Source organism: Pseudomonas asturiensis (assembly GCF_900143095.1).
GTDB lineage: Bacteria > Pseudomonadota > Gammaproteobacteria > Pseudomonadales > Pseudomonadaceae > Aquipseudomonas > Aquipseudomonas asturiensis.
This window is the reverse complement of record NZ_FRDA01000003.1, coordinates 479,994-500,749: the sequence shown is the minus strand read 5'-3', so window position 1 is coordinate 500,749 and position 20,756 is coordinate 479,994. Positions and strand designations below refer to the sequence as shown.

The following is a 20,756-nucleotide window of genomic DNA, read 5'->3' as shown; positions in this document are numbered from 1 at the left end:
AAGATCGAGTACTGCAAAGCTCAGACACGGGCCAAGGTCGAGCATCCGTTTCGCGTAATCAAGCGTCAGTTTGGCTACGTGAAAGTGCGCTTTCGTGGGCTGATGAAAAACACAGCTCAGCTGACCACGCTGTTCGCCCTGTCGAATCTGTGGATGGCTCGAAAACAGCTGATGGGTATGGGTGAGTTGCGCGTTTAACACGGAAAACCGGGCGGAAACGCCCTCAACGCGCGCTGCATCAGGCCATTTTCAGAAAATAGCGCTGGGTGCCGGGCAAATTGCGACTCGCCGCCGCTGCGCAGCAAGTTGATCGGAGCATCCTTAACAGTTCGCTGCGCCTCACCTGACTGACGGCTCGCTCAGAGCCGCCCGAATACGCTGTACCGCTGCAACCGAACTGGCGTTATCACCATGCACGCACAACGTGTCGGGCGACAGGAACAGCTCGCTGCCATCAGAGGCGTGCAGCGGCTCGCCACGTGAAAAGCGGATGGCCTGAGCAATGATCAGTTCAGGGTCATGATGAACGGCACCGGGCAACTGACGGGACACCAGACGCCCGGCACCATCATAGGCACGGTCGGCGAATGCCTCGAACCACAACTTGACGCCGAACTCATCGGCGATGGCCTGCGCCCCACTGTTGTCGCGCATGGCCAGCAACATCAGCGGTAACTGATCGTCGTAGCGGGCAATGGCTTCGACGACAGCCCGCAGCTGTGCGGGATTGGCCATCATGTCGTTGTACAGCGCGCCGTGCGGCTTGACGTAGCGCACCTCGCCGCCCTGCGCACGACAGACACCGGCCAGCGCGCCGATCTGGTAATGCAGCAGGTCCTGAATTTCCTGCGGGCTGCAGGCCATCGAGCGGCGACCGAAACCGACCAGATCCGGATAGGCCGGATGTGCCCCGATCATCACGTCGTGCTTGAGCGCAAGGCCGACAGTCTTGCGCATGACGCTCGGATCGCCTGCGTGAAAACCACAGGCGATATTGGCGCAGTCGATGAAAGGCATGATTTCGGCATCCAGGCCCATGGTCCAGGCGCCGAAGCTTTCGCCGATATCGCAGTTCAGTAACAGGCTGCCCATGGGCGTGCCTCCTGTGTTAATGGGTGCTCGCCTGACGCGCCTAGCGCCAGTCTCTTTCCAGCTGCGGCTTGCGACGTCCGCCATGAACGACCCAGCCGAGCAACAGCACAACGCTTTCGATCACCAGCGCCAGCAGCAACGCGCTGATGATGCCCCAGGCGATGACCTCAGGGGCCAGCAACACCTGCCAGGTATAGCCATTGAAGGTCTCGCGACGAATGTCAGGATCCGAAGACGTGGCCACATAGAACGCTCGCGAGTACCACGGCCCTTGCAGGCCCAGCCACTGACGTTCCAGCACATGGGTGCGGGTCAGCAGGGTTTCGATGTTGTCGGCATCACTGCGGAACACTGGATCTTCGCTGCTGCGGTAATGCTGGATCAGCGCCTGTATATCGCCCTTGAAGAACTGCGCAGCGGTGTTGTTGTAGCCCTTGATCGCTTGCTGGGCTTCGATCAGGTGCGCTTCGACACGCTTGCTGTAGTCACTGATGAAGCCGGGCACCTGTACACCGAACAGCAGGCCTGCGGTGAACAGGACCAATCGCAGATAACTTCGCAGCATGGACATCCCTCTTGCGTTGAATTCCGTTTGAACGCGCGCCCTTATGGCATGACCGCTTCAGTAGAGCCCTTGGCGACACACTCACCCTTGCGCCACAGACTCCACTGGCCCGGCTCATAGGCGTTCCAGTTTTCGTTCGCAGTCAACGGCTCGGTGGCAATGACTGTGACCACATCGTGCGGCGTGGTTTCCGCCTGAAAATCGACAATCACGTCAACGTCCTTCAAACGGGCCGGACCAAACGGCGCGCGCCGGGTGATCTGGACCAGCTTGGTACTGCAAAAGCAGAACAGCCAGTCGCCGTCGCTCAGCAAGCAATTGAATACACCCTTGCTACGGTATTCGCTGCAGGCCTGAATCAGTGTCGGCAACAATTGCTCGACGTCGACAGGCTCGGGAAAAGCTTCACGCACGCGGTTGAGCAGATCGCAGAACGCGGCTTCGCTGTCGGTATCACCCACAGGACGATAGAACGTGGCGCCCGGACTGAAGTCGGCGAGCTGGCCGTTGTGGGCGAAACACCAGTTGCGACCCCATAACTCACGCACGAAGGGATGGGTATTGGACAGGCAGACCTTGCCGACGTTGGCCTGGCGAATGTGGCCAATCACGACTTCGCTCTTGATAGGGTAACGCTGCACCAGTTGCGCGACTTCCGACTCGCAACTGGCGGCCGGGTCCTGGAACAGACGCAGGCCGCGGCCCTCATAAAAGGCGATGCCCCAGCCGTCACGGTGCGGACCGGTCTTGCCGCCACGCTGCATCAGCCCGGTAAAGCTGAAGACGATGTCGGTGGGGACATTGGCGCTCATGCCCAGTAGTTCACACATGTTCAGGTTCTCGCTTCAAGACGTTTTCAGGCTGCAAGGCAGGCCGACGAAGCGGGACCCTACAGACGCGGCTCGACCCGCGCGCCCCGCGCCGAAGCGGCCGGTGCCGGCGTCGTGGCTTTGCGAGCATAACGCTCGTCACCGGCAAACGGTTCGTCTTCAGCGTCTGCTTCAACAGGTTCGGTGACAGGCTGAGGTTGACGGGCCTTGCGGCTTTTTTCGATCGGCCAGCGGATCAGCCCGAACACCAGGTAGGCAGCAAACGCAAACATGCCGTACATGGCCAGATCCGAAACGGCAGCCCACACATTGCTGCCGACCTTGAACATCAGGTCCAGCGCAGTAATTGCCACCGCAGGGGCATAGACGTCCTTGGCGGGATCCACCATGGTCGGGGTGAACAGCAGCACGGCGGCGATGACCCGCAGCGGCTCCTTGAGGTAGCGCCACATCCAGCCGGTCATCAGAAACCATACCAACAGGCAACCCAACGCAGCAAAGGCGTAGAGGCTCCAGGCGATCAGATAGTCGTTCTCGGTCATGTCGTCCGTGGTAAGGCAGGTAAAGAGGCGCTTATGATAACGGCTTTTCACTGGCCCGGCTTGCATGGGTTGTTCATTCAGTGCAGCGTCTACTCATATTTCATTCTATTGACGCCTTCAAAGAGAGCCCCGCATGTCCTTTTCGAATGCCACCTCAAGCGCCCCCATCGCTCGCAAGGCCGACGGCTCCGATCCTTATGCCTGGCTGCAGAACCGCGACACCGATGAGGTGCTCGACTATCTGAAGGCCGAGAACCAGTATCAGGAAGAGCAACTCGCGGACCAGAGTGCATTGCGTGAAACGCTGTTCCAGGAAATCAAAGGTCGTATCCTGGAAACCGACCTGTCGCTGCCCTCGCCGTGGGGCCCTTACCTGTATTACACCCGCACGACAGAGGGTGACGAGTACGCGCGCCATTACCGCTGCCCGCGTCCGGCGGATGATTCGAACACCGTGGACGAAGGTCGCGAGGAGCTGCTGCTGGACCCTAACGTGCTTGCCGACGGCGGCTTTTTCTCGCTGGGTGCGTTCAGCATCAGCCCTGACCATCAACGTCTGGCCTATAGCCTGGACACCACTGGCGACGAGGTCTATCAGCTGTACGTCAAGGAACTGGGCACCGGCCAGGTCAGCAGCCTGCCGTTCGAGGATTGCGACGGCAGCATGACCTGGGCCAACGACAGCCAGACGCTGTTCTTCGGCGAGCTGGACGACACCCATCGTCCGCACAAGCTGTACCGCCACAGATTCGGTGACGAGTCCGCAGAGCTGGTGTTCAGCGAGCCGGATGGCCGCTTTTTCCTGCACTGTTTCCGCACCAGCTCCGAACGCCAACTGGTGCTGCTGCTCAACAGCAAGACCACCAGCGAAGCCTGGGTGCTGGACGCCGAACATCCCGGGCAGGCGTTCGTCTGTCTGGCGCCCCGCGTCGAAGGCCACGAGTACTTTCCGGATCACGGCCTGCTGGACGGCGTCTGGAACTGGTTCATTCGCAGCAACCAGAGCGGCATCAATTTCGCGCTGTACCACGCACCCGAGAAGGCGAGCGGCGTTGTGACCCGCGATGACTGGCAGACGCTGATCCCGCACAGCGATTCGGTCATGCTCGAAGGCGTCGGCCTCAATGCCAAAGGCCTGAGCCTGAGTTTGCGCGAAGGCGGCCTGCCGATTATCGAAATACGCCCTCAGGACCTGCCCGCCTATCGCGTGCAATTGCCGGACGCGGCGTACAGCCTGTACGTGCAGGACTCACTGGAGTTCGACAGCCCGCGCATCCGCCTGCGTTACCAGTCATTGAATCGTCCGCCTCAGGTTCGTCAACTGGAACTGGCGACCGGCGAGCAAATGGTGCTCAAGGAAACGCCGGTACTCGGCACCTTCGACGCCGACGCCTATGTCAGTCAGCGTCTCTGGGCAGCGGCTGCCGACGGTACGCAGGTACCGATCAGCCTGGTGGTCAAACGCGAACTGGCCGGTCAGGCGACACCGCTGTATCTCTACGGTTATGGCGCCTACGGGGAAAGCCTGGACCCGTGGTTTTCCCACGCACGCCTGAGCCTGCTGAACCGTGGTGTCGCGTTTGCCATTGCGCATGTGCGTGGCGGCGGCGAGCTGGGCGAAGCCTGGTACCGCAGTGGCAAGCAGGAACACAAACAGAACACCTTCGGCGATTTCATTGCCTGCGCCGAGCACCTGATTGCCGAAGGGCTGACCCGTTCCGAGCAACTGGTGATCAGTGGCGGCAGCGCAGGCGGTCTGCTGATGGGCGCGGTGCTCAACCAGCGCCCGGATCTGTTCAAGGCGGCGATTGCCGAAGTGCCGTTCGTGGATGTGCTCAATACCATGCTCGATCCCGAACTGCCGCTGACGGTTACCGAGTATGACGAATGGGGCAATCCGCAGGAGCCCGAAGTCTACGAGCGCATCAAGGCTTACGCGCCCTATGAAAATGTCAGCGCTCAACCCTACCCGGCCATGCTGGTGATCGCCGGTTACAACGACAGCCGGGTCCAGTACTGGGAGGCCGCCAAGTGGGTCGCGAAGTTGCGCGCCACGAAGACCGACGACAACCTTTTGCTGCTCAAGACCGAACTGGGTGCCGGACACGGCGGCATGAGCGGACGCTATCAAGGCCTGCGCGATGTCGCGCTGGAGTATGGGTTCATCTTCAAGGTATTGCAGACGGGCGAATGAACTTGGCTCCAAACGCCTGTCTTACTAGCATCGGGAGCAAGGATCTGCTCCCCTCTCCAACGCGTGATTACAAGACCGAACCATGTCAGAACAACTGTCCAACCTGAACAACGCCATACGCGACATGCTGCTGGACTGCGGCCTGTTCGATACCCTGCTGCCGGGCGATTTCCTGGCGGTGGCCGGTTACTTCAGCATCACCGACATCGAAAAAGGTGAAGCCGTGTTCGCCGAAGGCGATGCCGGAACCTTCATGTGCATCATTCATCAGGGCACCGTGTCCGTGCAGAAGCTCAACAGCGACGGCCAGCAGGTCGAGATCGCCACCCTGCGCCGTGGCCGGGCGTTTGGTGAAATGGCGGTACTGGACGGCGAGCGTCGTTCGGCCAGTTGCATCGCGGCGACCCACTGCCAGTTGCTGAATCTGGGCCGCGACTCGCTGGACAAGATGCTTGAGGATGCGCCAAAGATCGCGGCCAAGATCATCCGCGCTCTGGCCATTTCCCTGTCGCGACGCCTGCGCATGGTCGACGGGCAACTGCTCTCGCAGCAGGTGTGAGTTTGTTCATCTGGCGCTAAACTGCCGACATTCCGCTTTCAACGCGCACACGAACAGGTGACACCATGAGCACGGCCAATCCTCCTTCCAACACTGCCAAGCTGGACCGCATTCTGGCCGACGCCCAGCGCGACCGCGAAATGGGCTATCGCGACAAGGCCCTGCGCATGTACCCGCACGTCTGCGGCCGCTGCGCCCGCGAGTTTGCCGGCAAGCGCCTGAGCGAACTGACCGTGCACCACCGCGACCACAACCACGACAACAACCCGCAGGACGGCTCCAACTGGGAACTGCTCTGCCTGTATTGCCACGACAACGAACACTCGCGCTACACCGACCAGCAGTATTTCTCCGACAGCTCGCTCAGCTCGCCGAAAGCCTCCAAGGCCACCCACAACCCGTTCGCCGCCCTGGCGGGGTTGATGAAGAAGGACGAATGACGGGATCGCGCTGACGGAATGCGAGATCGTTGTATGGCGCCCCGCACAGTCATGCTGCTCCGTCCGTAGTTGACGTGGCGCCACCTGACTGAAATGTAATCCCCCGACCTTTCGCGTTGTGGCATCTTCCCGTCGAACCCGCAGGCCGTCTGGCCTGCGACGAGCCGACAGACCGGATCCGCCATCATGCTTCCCAGAACATCAAGACGAACCTTCGTGAAAGGACTGACCGCAGGCGGGCTGCTCGGCGGGCTGGGGCTTTGGCGCAGTCCGGTCCGGGCTGCGCCGCGTCAGGGGCAGTTACTGGAGTTGTCGGGCACGGAGTTCAACCTGTTCATCGGCGAAACGCCCGTCAATATCACCGGCAGTCCGCGTACGGCCATGACGGTCAACGGTGGACTCCCCGGCCCTCTGCTGCGCTGGCGGGAAGGCGACACCGTTACGTTGCGGGTGAAGAACCGGCTCAAGGACACCACGTCCATTCACTGGCACGGCATCCTCCTCCCCGCCAACATGGACGGCGTGCCGGGCCTGAGCTTCGACGGCATCGCTGCGGACGGCCTGTATGTCTATCACTTCAAGGTCAGGCAGAACGGCACCTACTGGTATCACAGCCATTCGGGATTTCAGGAGCAAGCCGGGGTTTACGGGCCGCTGATCATCGACGCGAAAGAACCCGAGCCGTTCAGCTACGACCGCGAGCATGTCGTCATGCTCACCGACTGGACGGACGAAAACCCGACCCGGCTGATGAAAAAACTCAAAAAGCAGTCCGACTACTACAACCAGAACAAGCGCACTGTTGGCGATTTCATCAGCGACGTCAGCGACAAGGGCTGGGGCGCGGCGGTGGCCGACCGCACTATGTGGGCGCAGATGAGGATGAATCCGACTGATCTGGCGGACGTCAGCGGCGCGACCTACACCTACCTGATGAACGGCCAGGCACCGGACATGAACTGGACCGGTGCTTTCAAGCCCGGCGAGCGTCTGCGGCTGCGCTTTATCAACGGCTCGTCCATGTCCTACTTCGACGTGCGCATCCCCGGCCTGAAGATGACCGTGGTCGCCAGCGACGGCCTGCATGTCAAACCGGTGATCGTCGATGAGTTCCGCATCGCAGTGGCCGAAACCTTCGACGTGATCGTCGAGCCCGCCGATGGGGCCTACACCGTCTTCGCCCAGGCAATGGACCGCAGCGGCTTTGCCCGAGGCACGCTGACCAGCGTGCCGGGTCTTACAGCCGCCGTGCCACGGTTAGACCCACGTCCTTTGCTGAGCATGGACGACATGGGCATGGAGCATGGCGCCATGAAGCCGGACAACATGCCGGGCATGGACCACAGCCAGATGGGCCATGACATGCCAGGCATGGATCACAGCACCATGCCGACACGAACGATGCAATCGCACCCGAACAGCGAGACAGATAACCCGCTGGTCGACATGCAGGCCATGAGCACCTCGCCCAAACTCGACGACCCGGGCATCGGCCTGAGAAACAACGGCCGCAAGGTACTGACCTACGCCGACCTGCACAGCACCTTCGAAGACCCGGACGGCCGCGAGCCGGGCCGCACAATCGAACTGCACCTCACCGGCCACATGGAGAAATTCGCCTGGTCATTCGACGGCGTGAAGTTCTCGGACGCCCAGCCCCTGAAGCTTCAATATGGCGAACGGGTCCGCGTGGTGCTGGTCAACGACACGATGATGACTCACCCGATCCACCTGCATGGCATGTGGAGCGATCTGGAAGACGAGAACGGCAGGTTCAAAGTGCGCAAACACACGATCGACATGCCGCCGGGCTCCAGACGCAGCTACCGCGTGACCGCCGACGCGCTCGGGCGCTGGGCGTATCACTGTCACCTGCTGTACCACATGGAAATGGGCATGTTTCGCGAAGTGCGGGTGGAAGAATGAAAAAGACTCAGGCATCGCACGTCATGCTGAACCGCCCTTGCCTGCCCATCGCAGTGTTGGGCCTCACGGTACTGATGACCGCGAAGGCGACGGCCGCCGACATGGAGGGCATGGACCCTGGCATGAGTCACGCAATGGACCACTCCAGCCACGTCATGCCCGACAAGCAGGCAACGCAATCTCCGCCTGAACAGAGCCGGACACCGATCCCGCCCATCACCGATGCAGACCGGGCAGCGGTGTACACCAGTCATACGGGCCATCAGGTCCACGATGCTGCGATCAACTCGTTTTTTCTGGCCGAGAAACTGGAATGGCAGAACGCAGACGACGGCAGCGCCCTGGCGTGGGATCTTTCCGGCTGGATCGGCGGCGACATCGACAGACTGGTGCTGCGCTCGGAAGGAAAACGCCTGAACGGCAAGACCCACGAGGCCGAAGTGCAGGCACTCTGGGGGCACGCCATCAGCCCATGGTGGGACGTGGTCGCCGGCGCTCGTCAGGATTTCAAACCCGGCGCTGCCCAGACCTGGGCGGCGTTTGGCGTGCAAGGCACCGCCATTTCCGGTCTAGAGGTCCAGGCCACCGCTTTTCTCGGCGAAGCCGGACAGACTGGCGCGCGGCTTGAAGGCGATTACGACGTGCTGCTGACCAACCAGTTGATCCTTCAGCCCACCGCCGAAATCAACGCGTATGGCAAAAACGACCCGCAACGCGGCATCGGCTCAGGCTTTTCCAATAGCGAACTCGGGCTCAGGCTGCGCTACGAAGTGCGCCCTGAGTTTGCGCCCTACATCGGCGTGACCTGGAACCGAACCTATGGCAAAACCACCGATTACGCGCGCGATGAGGGCGAGGACCCAAGCGAGGCGCGGCTGGTGCTCGGTGTGCGCATGTGGTTCTGACGTCCGGCACTCTTGTATAATCGGCGGTTTTCCCCAGAGCACCCTCCTCGTGGCCAACAAACGTTACGCCTGCATCGGTCTTTACAACCCCAAGTCCCCGGAAAACGTCGGCTCGGTCATGCGCGCTGCGGGCTGCTACGGCGTGGCTTCGGTGTTCTATACCGGCAAGCGCTATGAGCGCGCGCGTGACTTCATCACCGACACCAAGAAAATCCACCAGGACATCCCGTTGATCGGCATTGAGGATCTCAAGAGCATTCTGCCGCTGGGCTGCATTCCCGTGGCGGTCGAGCTGGTGGAAGGCGCCAGGGCGCTGCCGGAGTACACGCACCCGGATCGTGCGCTGTATATCTTTGGCCCGGAAGACGGCTCGCTGGATCAGGACATTCGCGACTGGTGCGAAGACGTGGTTTACATCCCCACCGAGGGCTGCATGAACCTGGCGGCCACGGTCAATGTCGTGCTCTACGACCGTATGGCAAAAGGCATAAACACCCGCTCAGGCCCTCAGTTCGGTCGCGAGAAGGTCGATCCGTCCAGCGAAGCCTGAAGCAAAAGCATTGAACCAGTCTCGCTCGCGGGCAGTCAGTTTCTCTGAACCGACTTACACCACTCTGGAGAGCCATCATGCGCGACACCCCGATTATCGAGCGTATCGACACACCTGATACCTTTCAGCCGCATCCCGATCAGAACGTGCAAGGCTGGGAGCGCATCGGCTCGCTGGCAGGCGGCGTACTGATGATGGGTAAAGGCGTGCGTCGCGGCGGGTTCCTGGGCCTGATTCAACTGGCCATTGGCGGCGCAGTTCTGGCACGCGGCATCACCGGCCACTGCTCGGCCAAGAGCCTGATGGAAAAAGGTCGCAGCGACCTGCAAAGCGCACGCTCCACCCTGGAACGTGCCGGCGCAGAACTGACTGAGATGAAAGACAACGCTGAAAAAGCCGTGAAGACTGCAGCCGTTAACGGCGTCGACGCACTGACCGAACCCAAGTCCGGCGTCTGATCATTCAGCCAGCGCGAAAGATCAGGTGATCCTCCCAGTCGTCTTCGGCCACGCTCAGTTCACTGAGCATGCGTCCGGACTGGGAGATACGCTCGTGATGCACGGCATCCCGATCACCGCATACCAGATGATGCCAGAGCGGCAAGTCCTTGCCCTCGCTCACCAGCCGATACCCGCAGGTCGGCGGTAACCATTTGAACTCATCTGCCTGACCGGGCGTGAGCTGAATGCAGTCCGGTACCGACGCCCGGCGATTGGGGTAGTCGGAACACTGACAGGTCTTCAGGTCCAGCAACTTACAGGCGATACGCGTGTAGTACACACTGTTGTCTTCTTCGTCCTCAAGCTTCTGCAGACAGCACAGCCCGCAGCCGTCGCACAGCGATTCCCACTCGTTGCTGTCGAGCTGTTCGAGGGTCTTGCGGATCCAGAAGGGTTCAACTTTGGCGGCCATGGTTCAGACAACGGTATCGGCTGTGGAAAAGGCCGCCAGTCTAGTAGCACATTGAGTGCGGGCCAAGCACTTGCGACTGCCGGTAGCGAGGCTCTTGTCAGCAGTAAGGCAAAACAGTAGCGTTAGAGCGCTTCCAACGCGTCAACGCGATGCCTGCCGACACCGGCCCATCGAGCCACGCTCCCTTTGCGCTTTTCTTGACAGGATTTCCATGAGCACAAACTCTCGCATCGCAGAACATTCCATCGACCCGCAATTCACCGAGCGCTGGTCGCCACGCGCCTTTACCGGCGAAAGCATTCCCGAAGAAACCCTGCTGAGCTTTTTCGAAGCCGCACGCTGGGCGCCTTCGGCCTACAACTCGCAGCCATGGCGGTTTCTGTACGCCCGTCGCGACACGCCGAACTGGGAGCGTTACCTGGGTCTGCTGAACGAATTCAACCGCAGCTGGGCGCAACATGCCTCGGCACTGGTGATCGTCATTTCCAAGACCACGTTCACCGCGCCAGGCGCGACCGAAGAGGGTCCGGCCCTTTGGCACACGTTCGATACAGGTTCTGCATGGGGTTATCTGGCCCTGCAGGCCAGTCTGAGCGGCTGGCACACTCATGGCATGGCCGGCTTCGATCAGGACCTGACGCGCAAGGAGTTGAATATCCCTGAAGGCTATGCGCTGCATGCTGCCGTTGCGGTCGGCAAGCAGGGCGACAAGTCGACACTGCCTGAATACCTGCAGGGCCGCGAAGCGCCAAGCCCGCGCCTGCCGGTCGCGCAGCTGGCAGCCGAGGGCGATTTTTCGCTTTAAGACGTGGATCGTTTTCTCGCCGCGTCTCGACGCGGCGCTGCCTCAGAGCAAACACCCTTCCACTCAAAGAAGGGTGTTTCTTCAGTCAATCACGCGTTTGAGTGTGAGAGAGCGTGCTCCCGAAGCCTGACTTGAGCCACTCAATACCCGCGTGAAAAATCCACTTCCCCGCGCAGCGCTTCACCGGCGTTCCAGGCTTTCAGGTTCTCAACGAACAATTCAGTCATGGCCACTGGCGAGGTCGGCGCGGAGCTGTGCCCGGTCAGCAGCAAGCCGTAGGCCGTCCAGAAGGGATGGCGCTGCGGCAACGGCTCCTGACGGCAGACATCAATCACGGCGCCCGCCAGATGACCTTCCTTCAAGGCCTCGACCAGATCGGCATCGACCACGGCAGCGCCACGTCCGACGTTGATGAACAGCGCCGAGGACTTGAAGCTGGCAAATAGCTTCGCATCGAACAGATCCTGCGTCTCAGGGGTGTTGGGCAGCAGGTTGATGACGTAATCCATGTCGCCGACCCGATCGTCGATATCGGTCAACGCCGAGACCTCGACGAACGGTGCCTGGGTGCGCGCCGCAGAAGCGACGCCGAACACCTGCACACCAAACGGCACCAGAAACTCGGCAACCCGTTGACCGATGTCGCCTGCGCCCACAATCAGCGCCTTGCGCCCAGCCAGGCTCTGGCCCGGACGGTTGTCCCACTTGCGCTCGACCTGGCTCATCAGACGCGCCAGCACTTCGCGCTCGTGACCGAGCATGTAGGTCAGCAGGAACTCCGCCATGACCTGACCAAAAATGCCCACCGCACGGGTCAGGCGATACTCACGAAACAGGCCATCGACCAGCAGCGGCGTGATGCCGGCCCAGGTGGATTGCAGCCATTGGGGCTTGTGGCCCTGACGCAACAGGTTGGCCATCAGATCCGGCTGTCCCAGCCAGACCGGACAGTCGCAAGCCATTCGAGACAGCTCGGCGGAGTCGCCGCTGCTCAATACTTCCAGGTCAGGCGCGGCCTTGCGCAGTAGCTGGGTGTATACGGGGTAATCGTGCTCGGCAATCAGGACGCGCATGCTTCAGAAACCTTAAGAACGGGACAGTCAACCCACGTCAGGCGTGGGTCGCTTTAAAGCGTGTAGGGTCAATCATATCGGATCGTTGCGGCGCAGCAGCTCTTCGGGCAGATGCTCGATGTACTCGTCTTCGGCAGGCGGCATCTGCAGGTGATAACCCTGGGTGTCGAGGTTTTCCAGCACCTTGTGAATGTCCTCGCGCGACAGTGCCCGCTCAGGACTGAGCACCAGATCGAATGCATGATGCGGCGTGCCGAACGCCACCAGCAGCTCAGGCGGCACACGTTTGAGCACGTCGCTTTTCAGGACGTAGAGGTACATTTCATTTCTTTTCGGGCTGCGATAGATCGAGCAGATACGTTTCAAGGCTGTTCTCCCGGAGTCGCCAGACTGTCGAGCAGCGCCTGGCCCATCAATTCGCGACGCCAGCCACGCAGCGAATCGGGCAATTGATAGGGACCGTCGGGGTAACCGCTCTTGAGCAGGGACTCGAGGGTCTTCTTGCGAAGCATCAATTCCGGCGCCATGTCCAGTTGCTCGGCGTACTGCTGACCGATCATCCGCAGGCGCTTGATGGCACCCGAGGCATCGATGGGCAATGGCTCCGGCAACGCAGGTGGCCACTCTTCAGGCGGCGTACTGGCGGCGGTCTTGATCAGCTCCAGCAGAAATTCACCGTCCTGACGAACCGTGCGCGGGTGCATGTCTTCGACCCGGGCCAGTGCGCCAAGGTTGTCTGGCTGGGTCTTGGCCAACGGCCAGAGCGAGTGTTCCCGCACGATGCGGTTACGCGGCACGTTGCGGGCACGGGCCTGCACTTCGCGCCAGGCGCAGAGCCCACGCAAGACCGCGAGCTGCGCACGGGACAGTTTCCAGGCCAGCTTGGCGTCACGGTAGACCTCGTAAGGGTCGACCTCACGGCGCAGGTTGGCGACCAGCTCGGCACCGTCTTCCAGCAACCAGGCGTACTTGTCATCGGAAAGACGCGGACGAAGCACTCCGAACAGCTCGGCCAGGTGCACGGCATCTTCAGCCGCATAGCTGATCTGGGTTTCCGACAGCGGACGCTGCAGCCAGTCGGAGCGGGTTTCACCCTTGGGCAGGTCGATGTTGAGCACCTCCTGCACCAGACGCGAATAACCCATGGAAAAACCGAGATTCAGGTAAGCGGCGGCCAACTGAGTGTCGAACAGCGGAACCGGCAGGCTGCCGGTCAGGCGCAGCAGGACTTCAAGGTCTTCGCTGCACGCATGCACGACCTTGATGACCTCGGGGTTTTCAAGCAACGCAGCCAGTGGCGTCCAGTCGTTGATCAACAACGGATCAATCAACCAGGCACGTGAGCCGTCGCCGATCTGCAGCAACGCAGCGATCGGGTAAAAAGTGTCGACCCGCATGAACTCGGTGTCGAGCGCAACGAACGGCAGAGACTGCCACTGAGCGCAATGCTGGGCGAGGCTGTCGTCGTCGCGAATCCAGTGAATATCGATGGCCACACGGCTCTCCCTTCAACAATGGCGCGCAGTATATATCGCGACCGGGTGTTATCGCGCATCTGTCGTCCGGGTCTTGAGCATCTTCATCCAAATGAGTGATGGCAATAGCCGGTTTGGCGGCGATTTCTGACACAGGCAGGCTCATTGAGCGCTGGCCGCCACCTCACTGCGGCACCGGGCAAACATGTCCAGGCCGGGGTTATAAACCTTCGTGTCGACTTTCAGCAAACCGAGCATGGAATGAAAGAGATTATCCTGGCTGAGCGGCGCATTGCGTTCCTTGGCCAGGCACTCCGGAGTGACGGCAAACGAATGTTGATAGCTGTCCGACAACCAGATCATCATGGGGACATGTTTCTGCTGATCCGGGGCCAGCAGGTACGGCGTGCCATGCAGGAAAAGATTGTATTCACCCAATGATTCGCCATGGTCGGAAAGATAGATCATGGCCGTGTCGACGTTGTTCTGATGGGCGCGCAGCACATCGATCAGTTTCGACAGCACATGATCGGTGTACAGCAAGGTATTGTCGTAACCATTGACGATACTGTCGCGGCTGCAATTGTTCAGCGCGTTGCTTTCACACACCGGAGTAAACGTTTCAAATGCTTTAGGGTAACGCTTGAAGTATTCAGGACCATGGCTGCCCATCTGATGCAGGACCAGCACGGTGTCTTTGTCGAGACTGTCGATAAACCCTTCCAGACCTTGCAGCAAGATCTCGTCCCGGCACTCATGGTTGTTGCACAACGATGGGTCCTTGAGATTGCTTACATCCTGAAAAGCCACGCGGTCGCAGGTGCCCTTGCAACCGGCCTGATTATCACGCCAGATCACATCGATCCCGGCGCGCTTGAGGACATCAAGCAACCCTTCCTGATTACGCGCCTTGGTGGCGTTGTAATCCTTGCGTCCCATATTGGAAAACATGCACGGCACCGACACGGCCGTTTCAGTCCCGCACGAATACACGTCGGTAAAGGCCACCAGACCACTCTCTTTGTTGAGATTCGGGGTGGTATTGCGGCCATAACCAAGAATCCCGAAGTTTTCAGCCCTGGCACTCTCGCCGACTACCAATACTGTCAACGACTTGCGGGTGTGCGTCGCCCAGTCTGGTGAGCGCTTCGCGTCTTCACCCAGCTTCACGAACGGCCGCTGGGCCGAGATGATCTGCTCGCTCAGATAGCCCGCCGATGCGCCAATGTAGTTGCTCGGCACCACCATCAAGCGCAGTTCATGGTGATTGCGAAACAGGGAAGACAGCCCCTGGTAATTGGCCAGCGCTGCCCCGCCGATCACCAGACTGCACACCACGCCCACCACCAGCTTGCTGAACAACTCGCGGTGCCAGCGGCGGTAATTGATGGGGGTTTTCCATAGCAGAAAAGACGGCAGAACACCCAGCAACAGGATGTAGACAATCAGTTTCAGGGAGAGCAACCCTTGCACTTCAGTCACATTGGTTTCCGCGAAATTGCGGAACATGCCGGCGTCGATCATCACGCCGTATTCGGTCATGAAATAGACCACCCCGGCGCTGATCATGAACATCAGGGTCAGCACCGGTTTGAAAATACGCCTGAACGCAATGAGCGTCAGGAAGATATTGAACACACAGAAGATCATTACGCCAAACGCAATGCGCATGGCGATGCCCTTGGTGTCAGCGCTGGTTATCGCGAAAAGATGCTGCCAAAGATTGACATTGAAGCCGACTAATAAAAAACCGCTGGCCAGTAACGTTACACACTCAGGTCGAACACTTCTTATTCTCGGCATCGCGGTCTGCTTATGGAATGGATATGCATCGGGACACCCAGAGTCAGGCAACTCTCCGATGGAGCGGACTGTAAGCAGCCGCCTATCAATTTTATGTGAAAATCATGCGAACCCACTGTTGGATGAATTTTATTTCACCGCAGCGTCGCCAACGCGCGGCCAAGGTACTGAACAGGCTAAAAAAAACCCTCGCAAGCGGGCTTGCGAGGGCTTCGGTGTTACGCGCTGGATCAATCAGACAGAGCGACGACGGTAGGCGCGATAATCGGGCAGCCAGAAGTTGCGTTCAATGGCGGCCAGCAAGACTTCTTCAGTGGTTTCCAGCGCCAGGCCTTCAGCCTGGGCTTCCTTGGCCACAGCCAGTGCGATCTTGCGGCTGACCTTCTGGATATCTTTGAGCGGCGGCAGCACGGCATCACCCTGCCCGGTCACCATCGGCGAGCATTCGGCCAGGGCGTTGGACGCTGCCATCAACATGCGATCCGTGATGCGCGAGGCTTTGCAGGCCACTACGCCAAGCCCGATGCCGGGGAAGATGTACGAGTTGTTGCACTGAGCGATGTGTACAGTACGGCCATTGATTTCGACCGGTGCGAATGGGCTGCCGGTGGCGACCAGTGCATTACCGTCAGTCCAGCGCAGGATCTCTTCCGGCGTGGCTTCGACTTTGGACGTCGGATTCGACAGCGGCATGACCAGCGGTTTGGCGCAATGTTTGTGCACCTCGCGAATCACTTCTTCAGTGAACAGGCCACGCTGGCCTGACACACCAATCAGCACAGTAGCGCCCGCATGCGTCACCACGTCGAGCAAGGTCGGAAACGCATCAGAGCCGGCAATCCAGCCCGATACGTCAGAAGTCTTCTGCGCCAGACGCTTCTGGAAGTCCAACAGGTTGTCCATGCTATCGGTCAACAGGCCGAAGCGATCAACCATGAAGATGCGCTTGCGGGCTTCGCTTTCGCTCAGGCCTTCGATCTGCATCGCGGCAATGATGTGCTCGGCGATGCCACAGCCGGCCGACCCGGCGCCGACGAACACCACTTTCTGCTGCCCGAGGGTTTCATTCTTGGCCTTGCAGGCCGCCAGCAAGGTGCCAACGGCAACCGACGCGGTGCCCTGAATGTCGTCGTTGAAGCAGCAAAGTTCGTCACGGTATTTTTCCAGCAACGGCATGGCGTTGGACTGGGCGAAATCCTCGAACTGCAGCAACACGTCAGGCCAGCGACGCTGCACGGCATCGATGAACAGGGCAATGAAATCTTCGTACTCCTTGCCCGACACACGCTCATGGCGCCAGCCCATGTACATGGGATCGTCGAGCAGCTCACGGTTGTTGGTGCCCACATCCAGCACGATAGGCAGCGTGTAGGCCGGGCTGATACCGCCACACGCGGTGTACAGCGACAGCTTGCCGATGGGAATGCCCATGCCGCCGATCCCCTGGTCACCCAGACCGAGAATGCGCTCGCTGTCGGTGACCACGATAATCTTGATACGGTCCTTGGTGGCGCTGCGCAGGATATCGTCGATGCGGTCGCGTTCCGGATAGGAAATGAACAGGCCGCGGTGCGTGCGATAGATCTTGGAGAATTCCTGACACGCCTGGCCAACCGTTGGCGTGTAGATGATCGGCAGCATTTCGTCCAGGTGCGAGTCCAGCAACCGGAAAAACAACGTCTCGTTGTTGTCTTGAATCGAACGCAGGTAGATGTGCTTGTCCAGATCAGTCGCGCACTGCTTGTACTGACTGTAGACCCGCGTGACTTGCTCCTGGATCGTCTCTACGTTCTGCGGCAGCAGCCCGATCAAATTGAATTCGACCCGCTCTTGCGGGGTAAAGGCACTGCCCTTGTTCAGCAGGGGCATTTCCAGCAGTGAAGGTCCTGCGTAGGAAATATACAAAGGTCGCGAAGTGTTGGTCATTTTTTCTGATCGCCTTTTTCGTCTACTCATTGATTCTGTGCATCGACCGGGGCGGGCAGCCTGGCGTGTTCTTCTTCTTTTTCTTTGCGTGCCAGCACTTTCAGTGCCATACCGGATATTAGTCAGTGTGCTATGTCAGGCCGACATCTTACTCGTCTCACCATGCATTGCGGCATTTTGTCGCGCAATAGATAGCCATATGACACTATCCGTTCGGCGGAGCGGCATCTTCAAGGGCCTGCGCAAAGAGGCAGAATAGATGACCAGCGCCGGTCTCTTTTTCTACCAGGGTGTCGGCCAGCGCTTCAAAAACTCTGAACCATGATTGGCGCAGCGCGCTCATAAATAACAAATAAAGGCTGCCCGGTAACTGGAGACTGGTATGACCGACGCGACCGGCAACACCTTCATGTCCAATGTCGCTTTCTTCGACCTTCTCCTGGAACAGTTCCGAGGCACTGAAGGCGAACTTCCCATGGCGACCACTTACCTGAGCCAGGCGATCACCGAAGAGAACCCCTTACACAAAGCGGTACTCATTCGAATCGCCAAAGAAAAGATCAAGAGTGCCACTGTGCTTGCGACCATTCTTCTGGCGCTGTCAAAGGGTCGTACGGCGTCTGTTTCCGGCCAGTCTGACGTCACGGAGGTCGGCAGGCCTCTTAAAAGCAACGGTATCGCCAGCCACTCGCTTGAGCGTGCCAAGGCCTCGGTGCAAGACACGCCTGACCACTCACAGCCACGCTCATCCGAACCACAGGATGATCATCGGCCTGACGATTCTCTACGGTCAAACATTGCCACCGAAAAAAGACAGGTTGCCATTTATGAACAACTCACCCGGCTGACCTCCAACCGCCACTTCATCAGTGCGTTGAATCAGGTCAGACGGCGTCAGGTCAAACACCTGAATGAGTTCTCCAATCTGCTGAAAAAGATCAGCCGCTAGGCCATCGCCCGACGCAGTTGCGACGGTTGTCGAAACCGGGCGCCAGGCACCGCGCCTTACTTCTTGGCAATAAGGCCGATGGTAAACCCGTCAACGGCTGCGATACGCCCGCGCCACAGTACACCCGCATCACAGATAGGGTTGCCGTCACTGGAGTAAGTCTGACAATCCTTCAGGTGAATAAAGTGAAAGGCTGGTGTGTCCTCGAATGAATCTCCCGGTTTGAACGACAGAATCATTTCTTTCATGGAAGCGTCAGTGCCATTGGCGAACTGACTGAACGGCGCAGAAATATCTTCGGCCAGTTGCTCGAAATAGGCGTCATGGGAAATCAGGTTGCCCGACACCAGATTGCCGCCCACCGACAGGGTTACGCCCATTTCCACCTTGGTGTTGGCAACGAACTTGACCAGCCATTGCAGCAACCAGTCGATCTGCTTGCCCTGCCATTTGATCTGGGCAATGACATCATCGTGGCTCTGATCAGGAGACGGTTGTGAGTATTGCGATTGATCGACGTCCGACATCTGAAAGCTCCTTGCTTCACAAAACGTGAACCCAAGGTATAGATCACATCGACCCAAAGCGAAACCGATAGTGCGCGGGAAACGCGATTTTCAAGCCGCCAGACCGTTCCCCAGGGCAATGCCCTCCTCGCCAGTGGCGTTATGCATCTTCGCGATCGGTATGTATGCCGACACCTGTGAAAATTTAACTGCGGCGCACTGCCGCATTCCGGTATCGTTGGGAAAATTGAAACAAATTGTATCAATTCATGCTCAGGTACCACCCGGAGCCTGCGCATAAATTCCGCCTGAACAATAAGGGGGTCCGCGTTGGATCTGTCGTCTGCTGCCTGGGTGTTTCACGACACCCGCCTGATTGTCTGCTGCCTGATTGCTATCGCCACGATCATCGTGCTGATCAGTGCCACCAAACTTCCACCTTTCCTTTCGATCCTCGTCGGCACGTTCATCGCAGGCATCGGCGCCGGACTGCCTGCCGAAGCCGTCGCAAAAGCCTTCAGTAAAGGTGCTGGCAGTATTTTGGGCGAGGCCGGGATCATCATCGCCCTGGGTGCGATGCTCGGTGCGTTGATGGCCGAATCCGGCGCGGCGGATCGCATCGCCTCCACCCTGCTGGGACTGGGCAAGGGCAAGACGTTACCGTGGGTCATGGCGCTGGTGGCGATGGTCATCGGCCTGCCACTGTTTTTCGAAGTGGGCCTGGTGATGATGGTGCCGATCATCTTCGTGATGGCGCGCCAGTCCGGTCAGCCATTGCTGAAAATCGCCATCCCGGCCCTGGCGGGTATGACGACCTTGCACGCGCTGATGCCGCCCCATCCAGGTCCACTGATCGCGGTCAGCGCCCTGCATGCTGATCTGGGGCTGACCATGCTGCTGGGGCTGTGCGTCGCGATCCCTGCGGTGATTCTTGCTGGTCCGCTCTATGGCAACTGGCTCTCGAAACGCATGCACATTGAAGAACCTGCCGAGCTGGGCAAACTGTTCAGTGCCAAGCCTGACGTCAGCCGCCAGCCCAGCTTCGGCATGTCGTTGCTGATCATCCTGCTGCCCGTAATTCTCATGCTCGGCAGCACGCTGGCCAAAGTCGCGATGGCGCCAGAGAGTAGCGCTGCGCTGACCCTGAAGTTTCTCGGCGAGCCGCTTGTGGCACTGGGTATCGCCGTGCTGGCCGCGACCGTCTGCCTGGGTTGGGCCAATGGCCTGTCGCGTGAGCATGTCGGCGGCACGTTGCGCAAAAGCCTGGCACCTATTGCCGTGCTGCTGCTGACCATCGGTGCCGGGGGCGGCCTGAAGCAGACGCTGCTGGACGCAGGTGTCAGCCAGACCATCAGCAAAGTGGCCGAAGGCGCGCACATGCCGTATCTGTTGCTGGCCTGGCTGATTGCCGTCGCTCTGCGTCAGGCCACAGGCTCAGCCACCGTCGCAACGACCACGACGGCAGGTATCCTCGCACCGATGATGGCGGGGCTTGCGCCAGTCGAGGCGTCCCTGGTGGCGTTGGTGATCGGCGCAGGCTCGGTGTTCTTCTGTCACGTCAACGATGCGGGCTTCTGGATGGTCCGCGAATACTTCGGCCTGCAGCTGAAACAGACACTCTGGGTGTGGTCGGTACTGCAGACCATCGTTTCGGTGGTCGGGCTGGTGGGTACTTCGCTGTTGTGGCATTGGTTGACGTGAGCC

The 20,756-nt window shown here is 59.6% G+C and carries 22 protein-coding genes; 11 read left to right on the top strand and 11 right to left on the bottom strand.

Going from position 1 to position 20,756, the window contains the following annotated elements:
- Positions 1–198, top strand: a 198-nt coding sequence (locus tag BUB69_RS08065; protein ID WP_141121831.1) for a transposase, incomplete at its 5' end; no start/stop codon positions are given.
- Between the two features lie 141 nt (positions 199–339).
- On the opposite strand, the gene BUB69_RS08060 is transcribed toward BUB69_RS08065, so the two are convergent.
- The 4 genes from BUB69_RS08060 to BUB69_RS08045 are packed head-to-tail and all read right to left on the bottom strand — an operon-like array spanning position 340 to position 3,029.
- Positions 340–1,092, bottom strand: a complete 753-nt coding sequence (locus BUB69_RS08060; RefSeq protein WP_073164297.1) for a 5-oxoprolinase subunit PxpA — start codon at positions 1,090–1,092, stop codon at positions 340–342.
- A gap of 40 nt (positions 1,093–1,132) precedes the next feature.
- Positions 1,133–1,657 carry a DUF2937 family protein gene (locus BUB69_RS08055; RefSeq protein ID WP_073164294.1) on the bottom strand — a complete coding sequence of 175 codons (525 nt, stop codon included), beginning with the start codon at positions 1,655–1,657 and terminating at the stop codon, positions 1,133–1,135.
- Between the two features lie 41 nt (positions 1,658–1,698).
- Positions 1,699–2,487 (bottom strand): class II glutamine amidotransferase, encoded by a 789-nt coding sequence (locus tag BUB69_RS08050; protein WP_073164291.1) that lies wholly within the window; start codon positions 2,485–2,487, stop codon positions 1,699–1,701.
- 59 nt (positions 2,488–2,546) lie between these two features.
- Entirely contained in the window at positions 2,547–3,029 is a 483-nt protein-coding gene (locus BUB69_RS08045; protein WP_073164372.1) for an MFS transporter, read from the bottom strand.
- A 133-nt stretch (positions 3,030–3,162) separates the two neighbouring features.
- Here BUB69_RS08045 and BUB69_RS08040 point away from each other — a divergent pair, with 133 nt between their 5' ends.
- The 7 genes from BUB69_RS08040 (at position 3,163) to BUB69_RS08010 (ending at position 10,061) form a co-directional block, all read left to right on the top strand.
- Positions 3,163–5,223, top strand: a complete 2,061-nt coding sequence (locus BUB69_RS08040) for a S9 family peptidase (RefSeq protein ID WP_073164288.1) — start codon at positions 3,163–3,165, stop codon at positions 5,221–5,223.
- A gap of 82 nt (positions 5,224–5,305) precedes the next feature.
- A complete protein-coding gene (locus tag BUB69_RS08035; RefSeq protein ID WP_073164285.1) occupies positions 5,306–5,782 on the top strand; it encodes a cyclic nucleotide-binding domain-containing protein in 477 nt (158 codons plus the stop codon).
- Between the two features lie 65 nt (positions 5,783–5,847).
- Positions 5,848–6,222, top strand: a complete 375-nt coding sequence (locus BUB69_RS08030) for a YajD family HNH nuclease (protein WP_024686287.1) — start codon at positions 5,848–5,850, stop codon at positions 6,220–6,222.
- Positions 6,223–6,408: 186 nt separating this feature from the next.
- On the top strand, positions 6,409–8,148 hold the full coding sequence (locus BUB69_RS08025) for a copper resistance system multicopper oxidase (protein WP_073164281.1): 1,740 nt from the start codon (positions 6,409–6,411) through the stop codon (positions 8,146–8,148).
- Positions 8,149–8,171: 23 nt separating this feature from the next.
- On the top strand, positions 8,172–9,053 hold the full coding sequence (locus tag BUB69_RS08020) for a copper resistance protein B (protein ID WP_141121833.1): 882 nt from the start codon (positions 8,172–8,174) through the stop codon (positions 9,051–9,053).
- Positions 9,054–9,102: 49 nt separating this feature from the next.
- Complete coding sequence (locus BUB69_RS08015; RefSeq protein WP_024686284.1) at positions 9,103–9,603, top strand: RNA methyltransferase; 501 nt, start codon at positions 9,103–9,105, stop codon at positions 9,601–9,603.
- A gap of 77 nt (positions 9,604–9,680) precedes the next feature.
- Positions 9,681–10,061: a YgaP family membrane protein gene (locus BUB69_RS08010; RefSeq protein WP_073164275.1), complete on the top strand. Its 381-nt coding sequence runs from the start codon at positions 9,681–9,683 to the stop codon at positions 10,059–10,061.
- A 4-nt stretch (positions 10,062–10,065) separates the two neighbouring features.
- Here BUB69_RS08010 and BUB69_RS08005 read toward each other — a convergent pair whose 3' ends face one another.
- Positions 10,066–10,515, bottom strand: coding sequence for a YcgN family cysteine cluster protein (locus BUB69_RS08005; RefSeq protein ID WP_073164272.1), 450 nt, complete (start codon positions 10,513–10,515; stop codon positions 10,066–10,068).
- 211 nt (positions 10,516–10,726) lie between these two features.
- On the opposite strand from BUB69_RS08005, the gene BUB69_RS08000 reads away from it, so the two are divergent.
- A complete protein-coding gene (locus BUB69_RS08000; protein WP_073164268.1) occupies positions 10,727–11,320 on the top strand; it encodes a nitroreductase family protein in 594 nt (197 codons plus the stop codon).
- 140 nt (positions 11,321–11,460) lie between these two features.
- Here the strand turns inward: BUB69_RS08000 and BUB69_RS07995 are convergent, their stop codons facing one another.
- The 5 genes from BUB69_RS07995 to BUB69_RS07975 form a co-directional block, all read right to left on the bottom strand.
- Positions 11,461–12,393, bottom strand: coding sequence for a D-2-hydroxyacid dehydrogenase (locus BUB69_RS07995; protein ID WP_073164265.1), 933 nt, complete (start codon positions 12,391–12,393; stop codon positions 11,461–11,463).
- A gap of 72 nt (positions 12,394–12,465) precedes the next feature.
- Positions 12,466–12,759, bottom strand: a complete 294-nt coding sequence (locus tag BUB69_RS07990) for a YcgL domain-containing protein (protein ID WP_073164261.1) — start codon at positions 12,757–12,759, stop codon at positions 12,466–12,468.
- Entirely contained in the window at positions 12,756–13,889 is a 1,134-nt protein-coding gene (rnd, locus tag BUB69_RS07985) for a ribonuclease D (RefSeq protein WP_073164258.1), read from the bottom strand. Before rnd ends, BUB69_RS07990 begins: the two co-directional genes overlap by 4 nt.
- A 141-nt stretch (positions 13,890–14,030) precedes the next feature.
- A complete protein-coding gene (locus BUB69_RS07980; RefSeq protein ID WP_073164254.1) occupies positions 14,031–15,671 on the bottom strand; it encodes a phosphoethanolamine transferase in 1,641 nt (546 codons plus the stop codon).
- 234 nt (positions 15,672–15,905) lie between these two features.
- Complete coding sequence (locus BUB69_RS07975) at positions 15,906–17,597, bottom strand: NAD-dependent malic enzyme (RefSeq protein ID WP_073164250.1); 1,692 nt, start codon at positions 17,595–17,597, stop codon at positions 15,906–15,908.
- Positions 17,598–17,979: 382 nt separating this feature from the next.
- Between BUB69_RS07975 and BUB69_RS07970 the strand changes: the two genes are divergently transcribed.
- Positions 17,980–18,546 carry a manganese catalase family protein gene (locus BUB69_RS07970; protein WP_073164246.1) on the top strand — a complete coding sequence of 189 codons (567 nt, stop codon included), beginning with the start codon at positions 17,980–17,982 and terminating at the stop codon, positions 18,544–18,546.
- 56 nt (positions 18,547–18,602) lie between these two features.
- Here BUB69_RS07970 and gvpU read toward each other — a convergent pair whose 3' ends face one another.
- Complete coding sequence (gene gvpU, locus BUB69_RS07965; RefSeq protein ID WP_073164242.1) at positions 18,603–19,073, bottom strand: gas vesicle accessory protein GvpU; 471 nt, start codon at positions 19,071–19,073, stop codon at positions 18,603–18,605.
- A 309-nt stretch (positions 19,074–19,382) separates the two neighbouring features.
- On the opposite strand from gvpU, the gene BUB69_RS07960 reads away from it, so the two are divergent.
- The gene (locus BUB69_RS07960; RefSeq protein WP_073164239.1) at positions 19,383–20,753 is read left to right on the top strand and encodes a GntT/GntP/DsdX family permease; all 1,371 of its coding nucleotides are present in this window, start codon (positions 19,383–19,385) and stop codon (positions 20,751–20,753) included.
- The last annotated feature ends 3 nt before the right edge of the window (positions 20,754–20,756 follow it).

Excerpts from the sequence above, each read along its gene's own strand:
- BUB69_RS08030 (WP_024686287.1), top strand. The coding sequence starts at position 5,848 with ATGAGCACGGCCAATCCTCCTTCCAACACTGCCAAGCTGGACCGCATT.
- BUB69_RS07975 (WP_073164250.1), bottom strand. The coding sequence starts at position 17,597 with ATGACCAACACTTCGCGACCTTTGTATATTTCCTACGCAGGACCTTCA.
- BUB69_RS08005 (WP_073164272.1), bottom strand. The coding sequence starts at position 10,515 with ATGGCCGCCAAAGTTGAACCCTTCTGGATCCGCAAGACCCTCGAACAG.
- BUB69_RS07980 (WP_073164254.1), bottom strand. The coding sequence starts at position 15,671 with ATGCCGAGAATAAGAAGTGTTCGACCTGAGTGTGTAACGTTACTGGCC.
- BUB69_RS08000 (WP_073164268.1), top strand. The coding sequence starts at position 10,727 with ATGAGCACAAACTCTCGCATCGCAGAACATTCCATCGACCCGCAATTC.
- gvpU (WP_073164242.1), bottom strand. The coding sequence starts at position 19,073 with ATGTCGGACGTCGATCAATCGCAATACTCACAACCGTCTCCTGATCAG.
- BUB69_RS08025 (WP_073164281.1), top strand. The coding sequence starts at position 6,409 with ATGCTTCCCAGAACATCAAGACGAACCTTCGTGAAAGGACTGACCGCA.
- BUB69_RS08035 (WP_073164285.1), top strand. The coding sequence starts at position 5,306 with ATGTCAGAACAACTGTCCAACCTGAACAACGCCATACGCGACATGCTG.
- BUB69_RS08010 (WP_073164275.1), top strand. The coding sequence starts at position 9,681 with ATGCGCGACACCCCGATTATCGAGCGTATCGACACACCTGATACCTTT.
- BUB69_RS08060 (WP_073164297.1), bottom strand. The coding sequence starts at position 1,092 with ATGGGCAGCCTGTTACTGAACTGCGATATCGGCGAAAGCTTCGGCGCC.
- BUB69_RS08050 (WP_073164291.1), bottom strand. The coding sequence starts at position 2,487 with ATGTGTGAACTACTGGGCATGAGCGCCAATGTCCCCACCGACATCGTC.
- BUB69_RS08045 (WP_073164372.1), bottom strand. The coding sequence starts at position 3,029 with ATGACCGAGAACGACTATCTGATCGCCTGGAGCCTCTACGCCTTTGCT.
- BUB69_RS08040 (WP_073164288.1), top strand. The coding sequence starts at position 3,163 with ATGTCCTTTTCGAATGCCACCTCAAGCGCCCCCATCGCTCGCAAGGCC.
- BUB69_RS08055 (WP_073164294.1), bottom strand. The coding sequence starts at position 1,657 with ATGCTGCGAAGTTATCTGCGATTGGTCCTGTTCACCGCAGGCCTGCTG.
- BUB69_RS07995 (WP_073164265.1), bottom strand. The coding sequence starts at position 12,393 with ATGCGCGTCCTGATTGCCGAGCACGATTACCCCGTATACACCCAGCTA.
- BUB69_RS08020 (WP_141121833.1), top strand. The coding sequence starts at position 8,172 with ATGCTGAACCGCCCTTGCCTGCCCATCGCAGTGTTGGGCCTCACGGTA.
- BUB69_RS07970 (WP_073164246.1), top strand. The coding sequence starts at position 17,980 with ATGACCGACGCGACCGGCAACACCTTCATGTCCAATGTCGCTTTCTTC.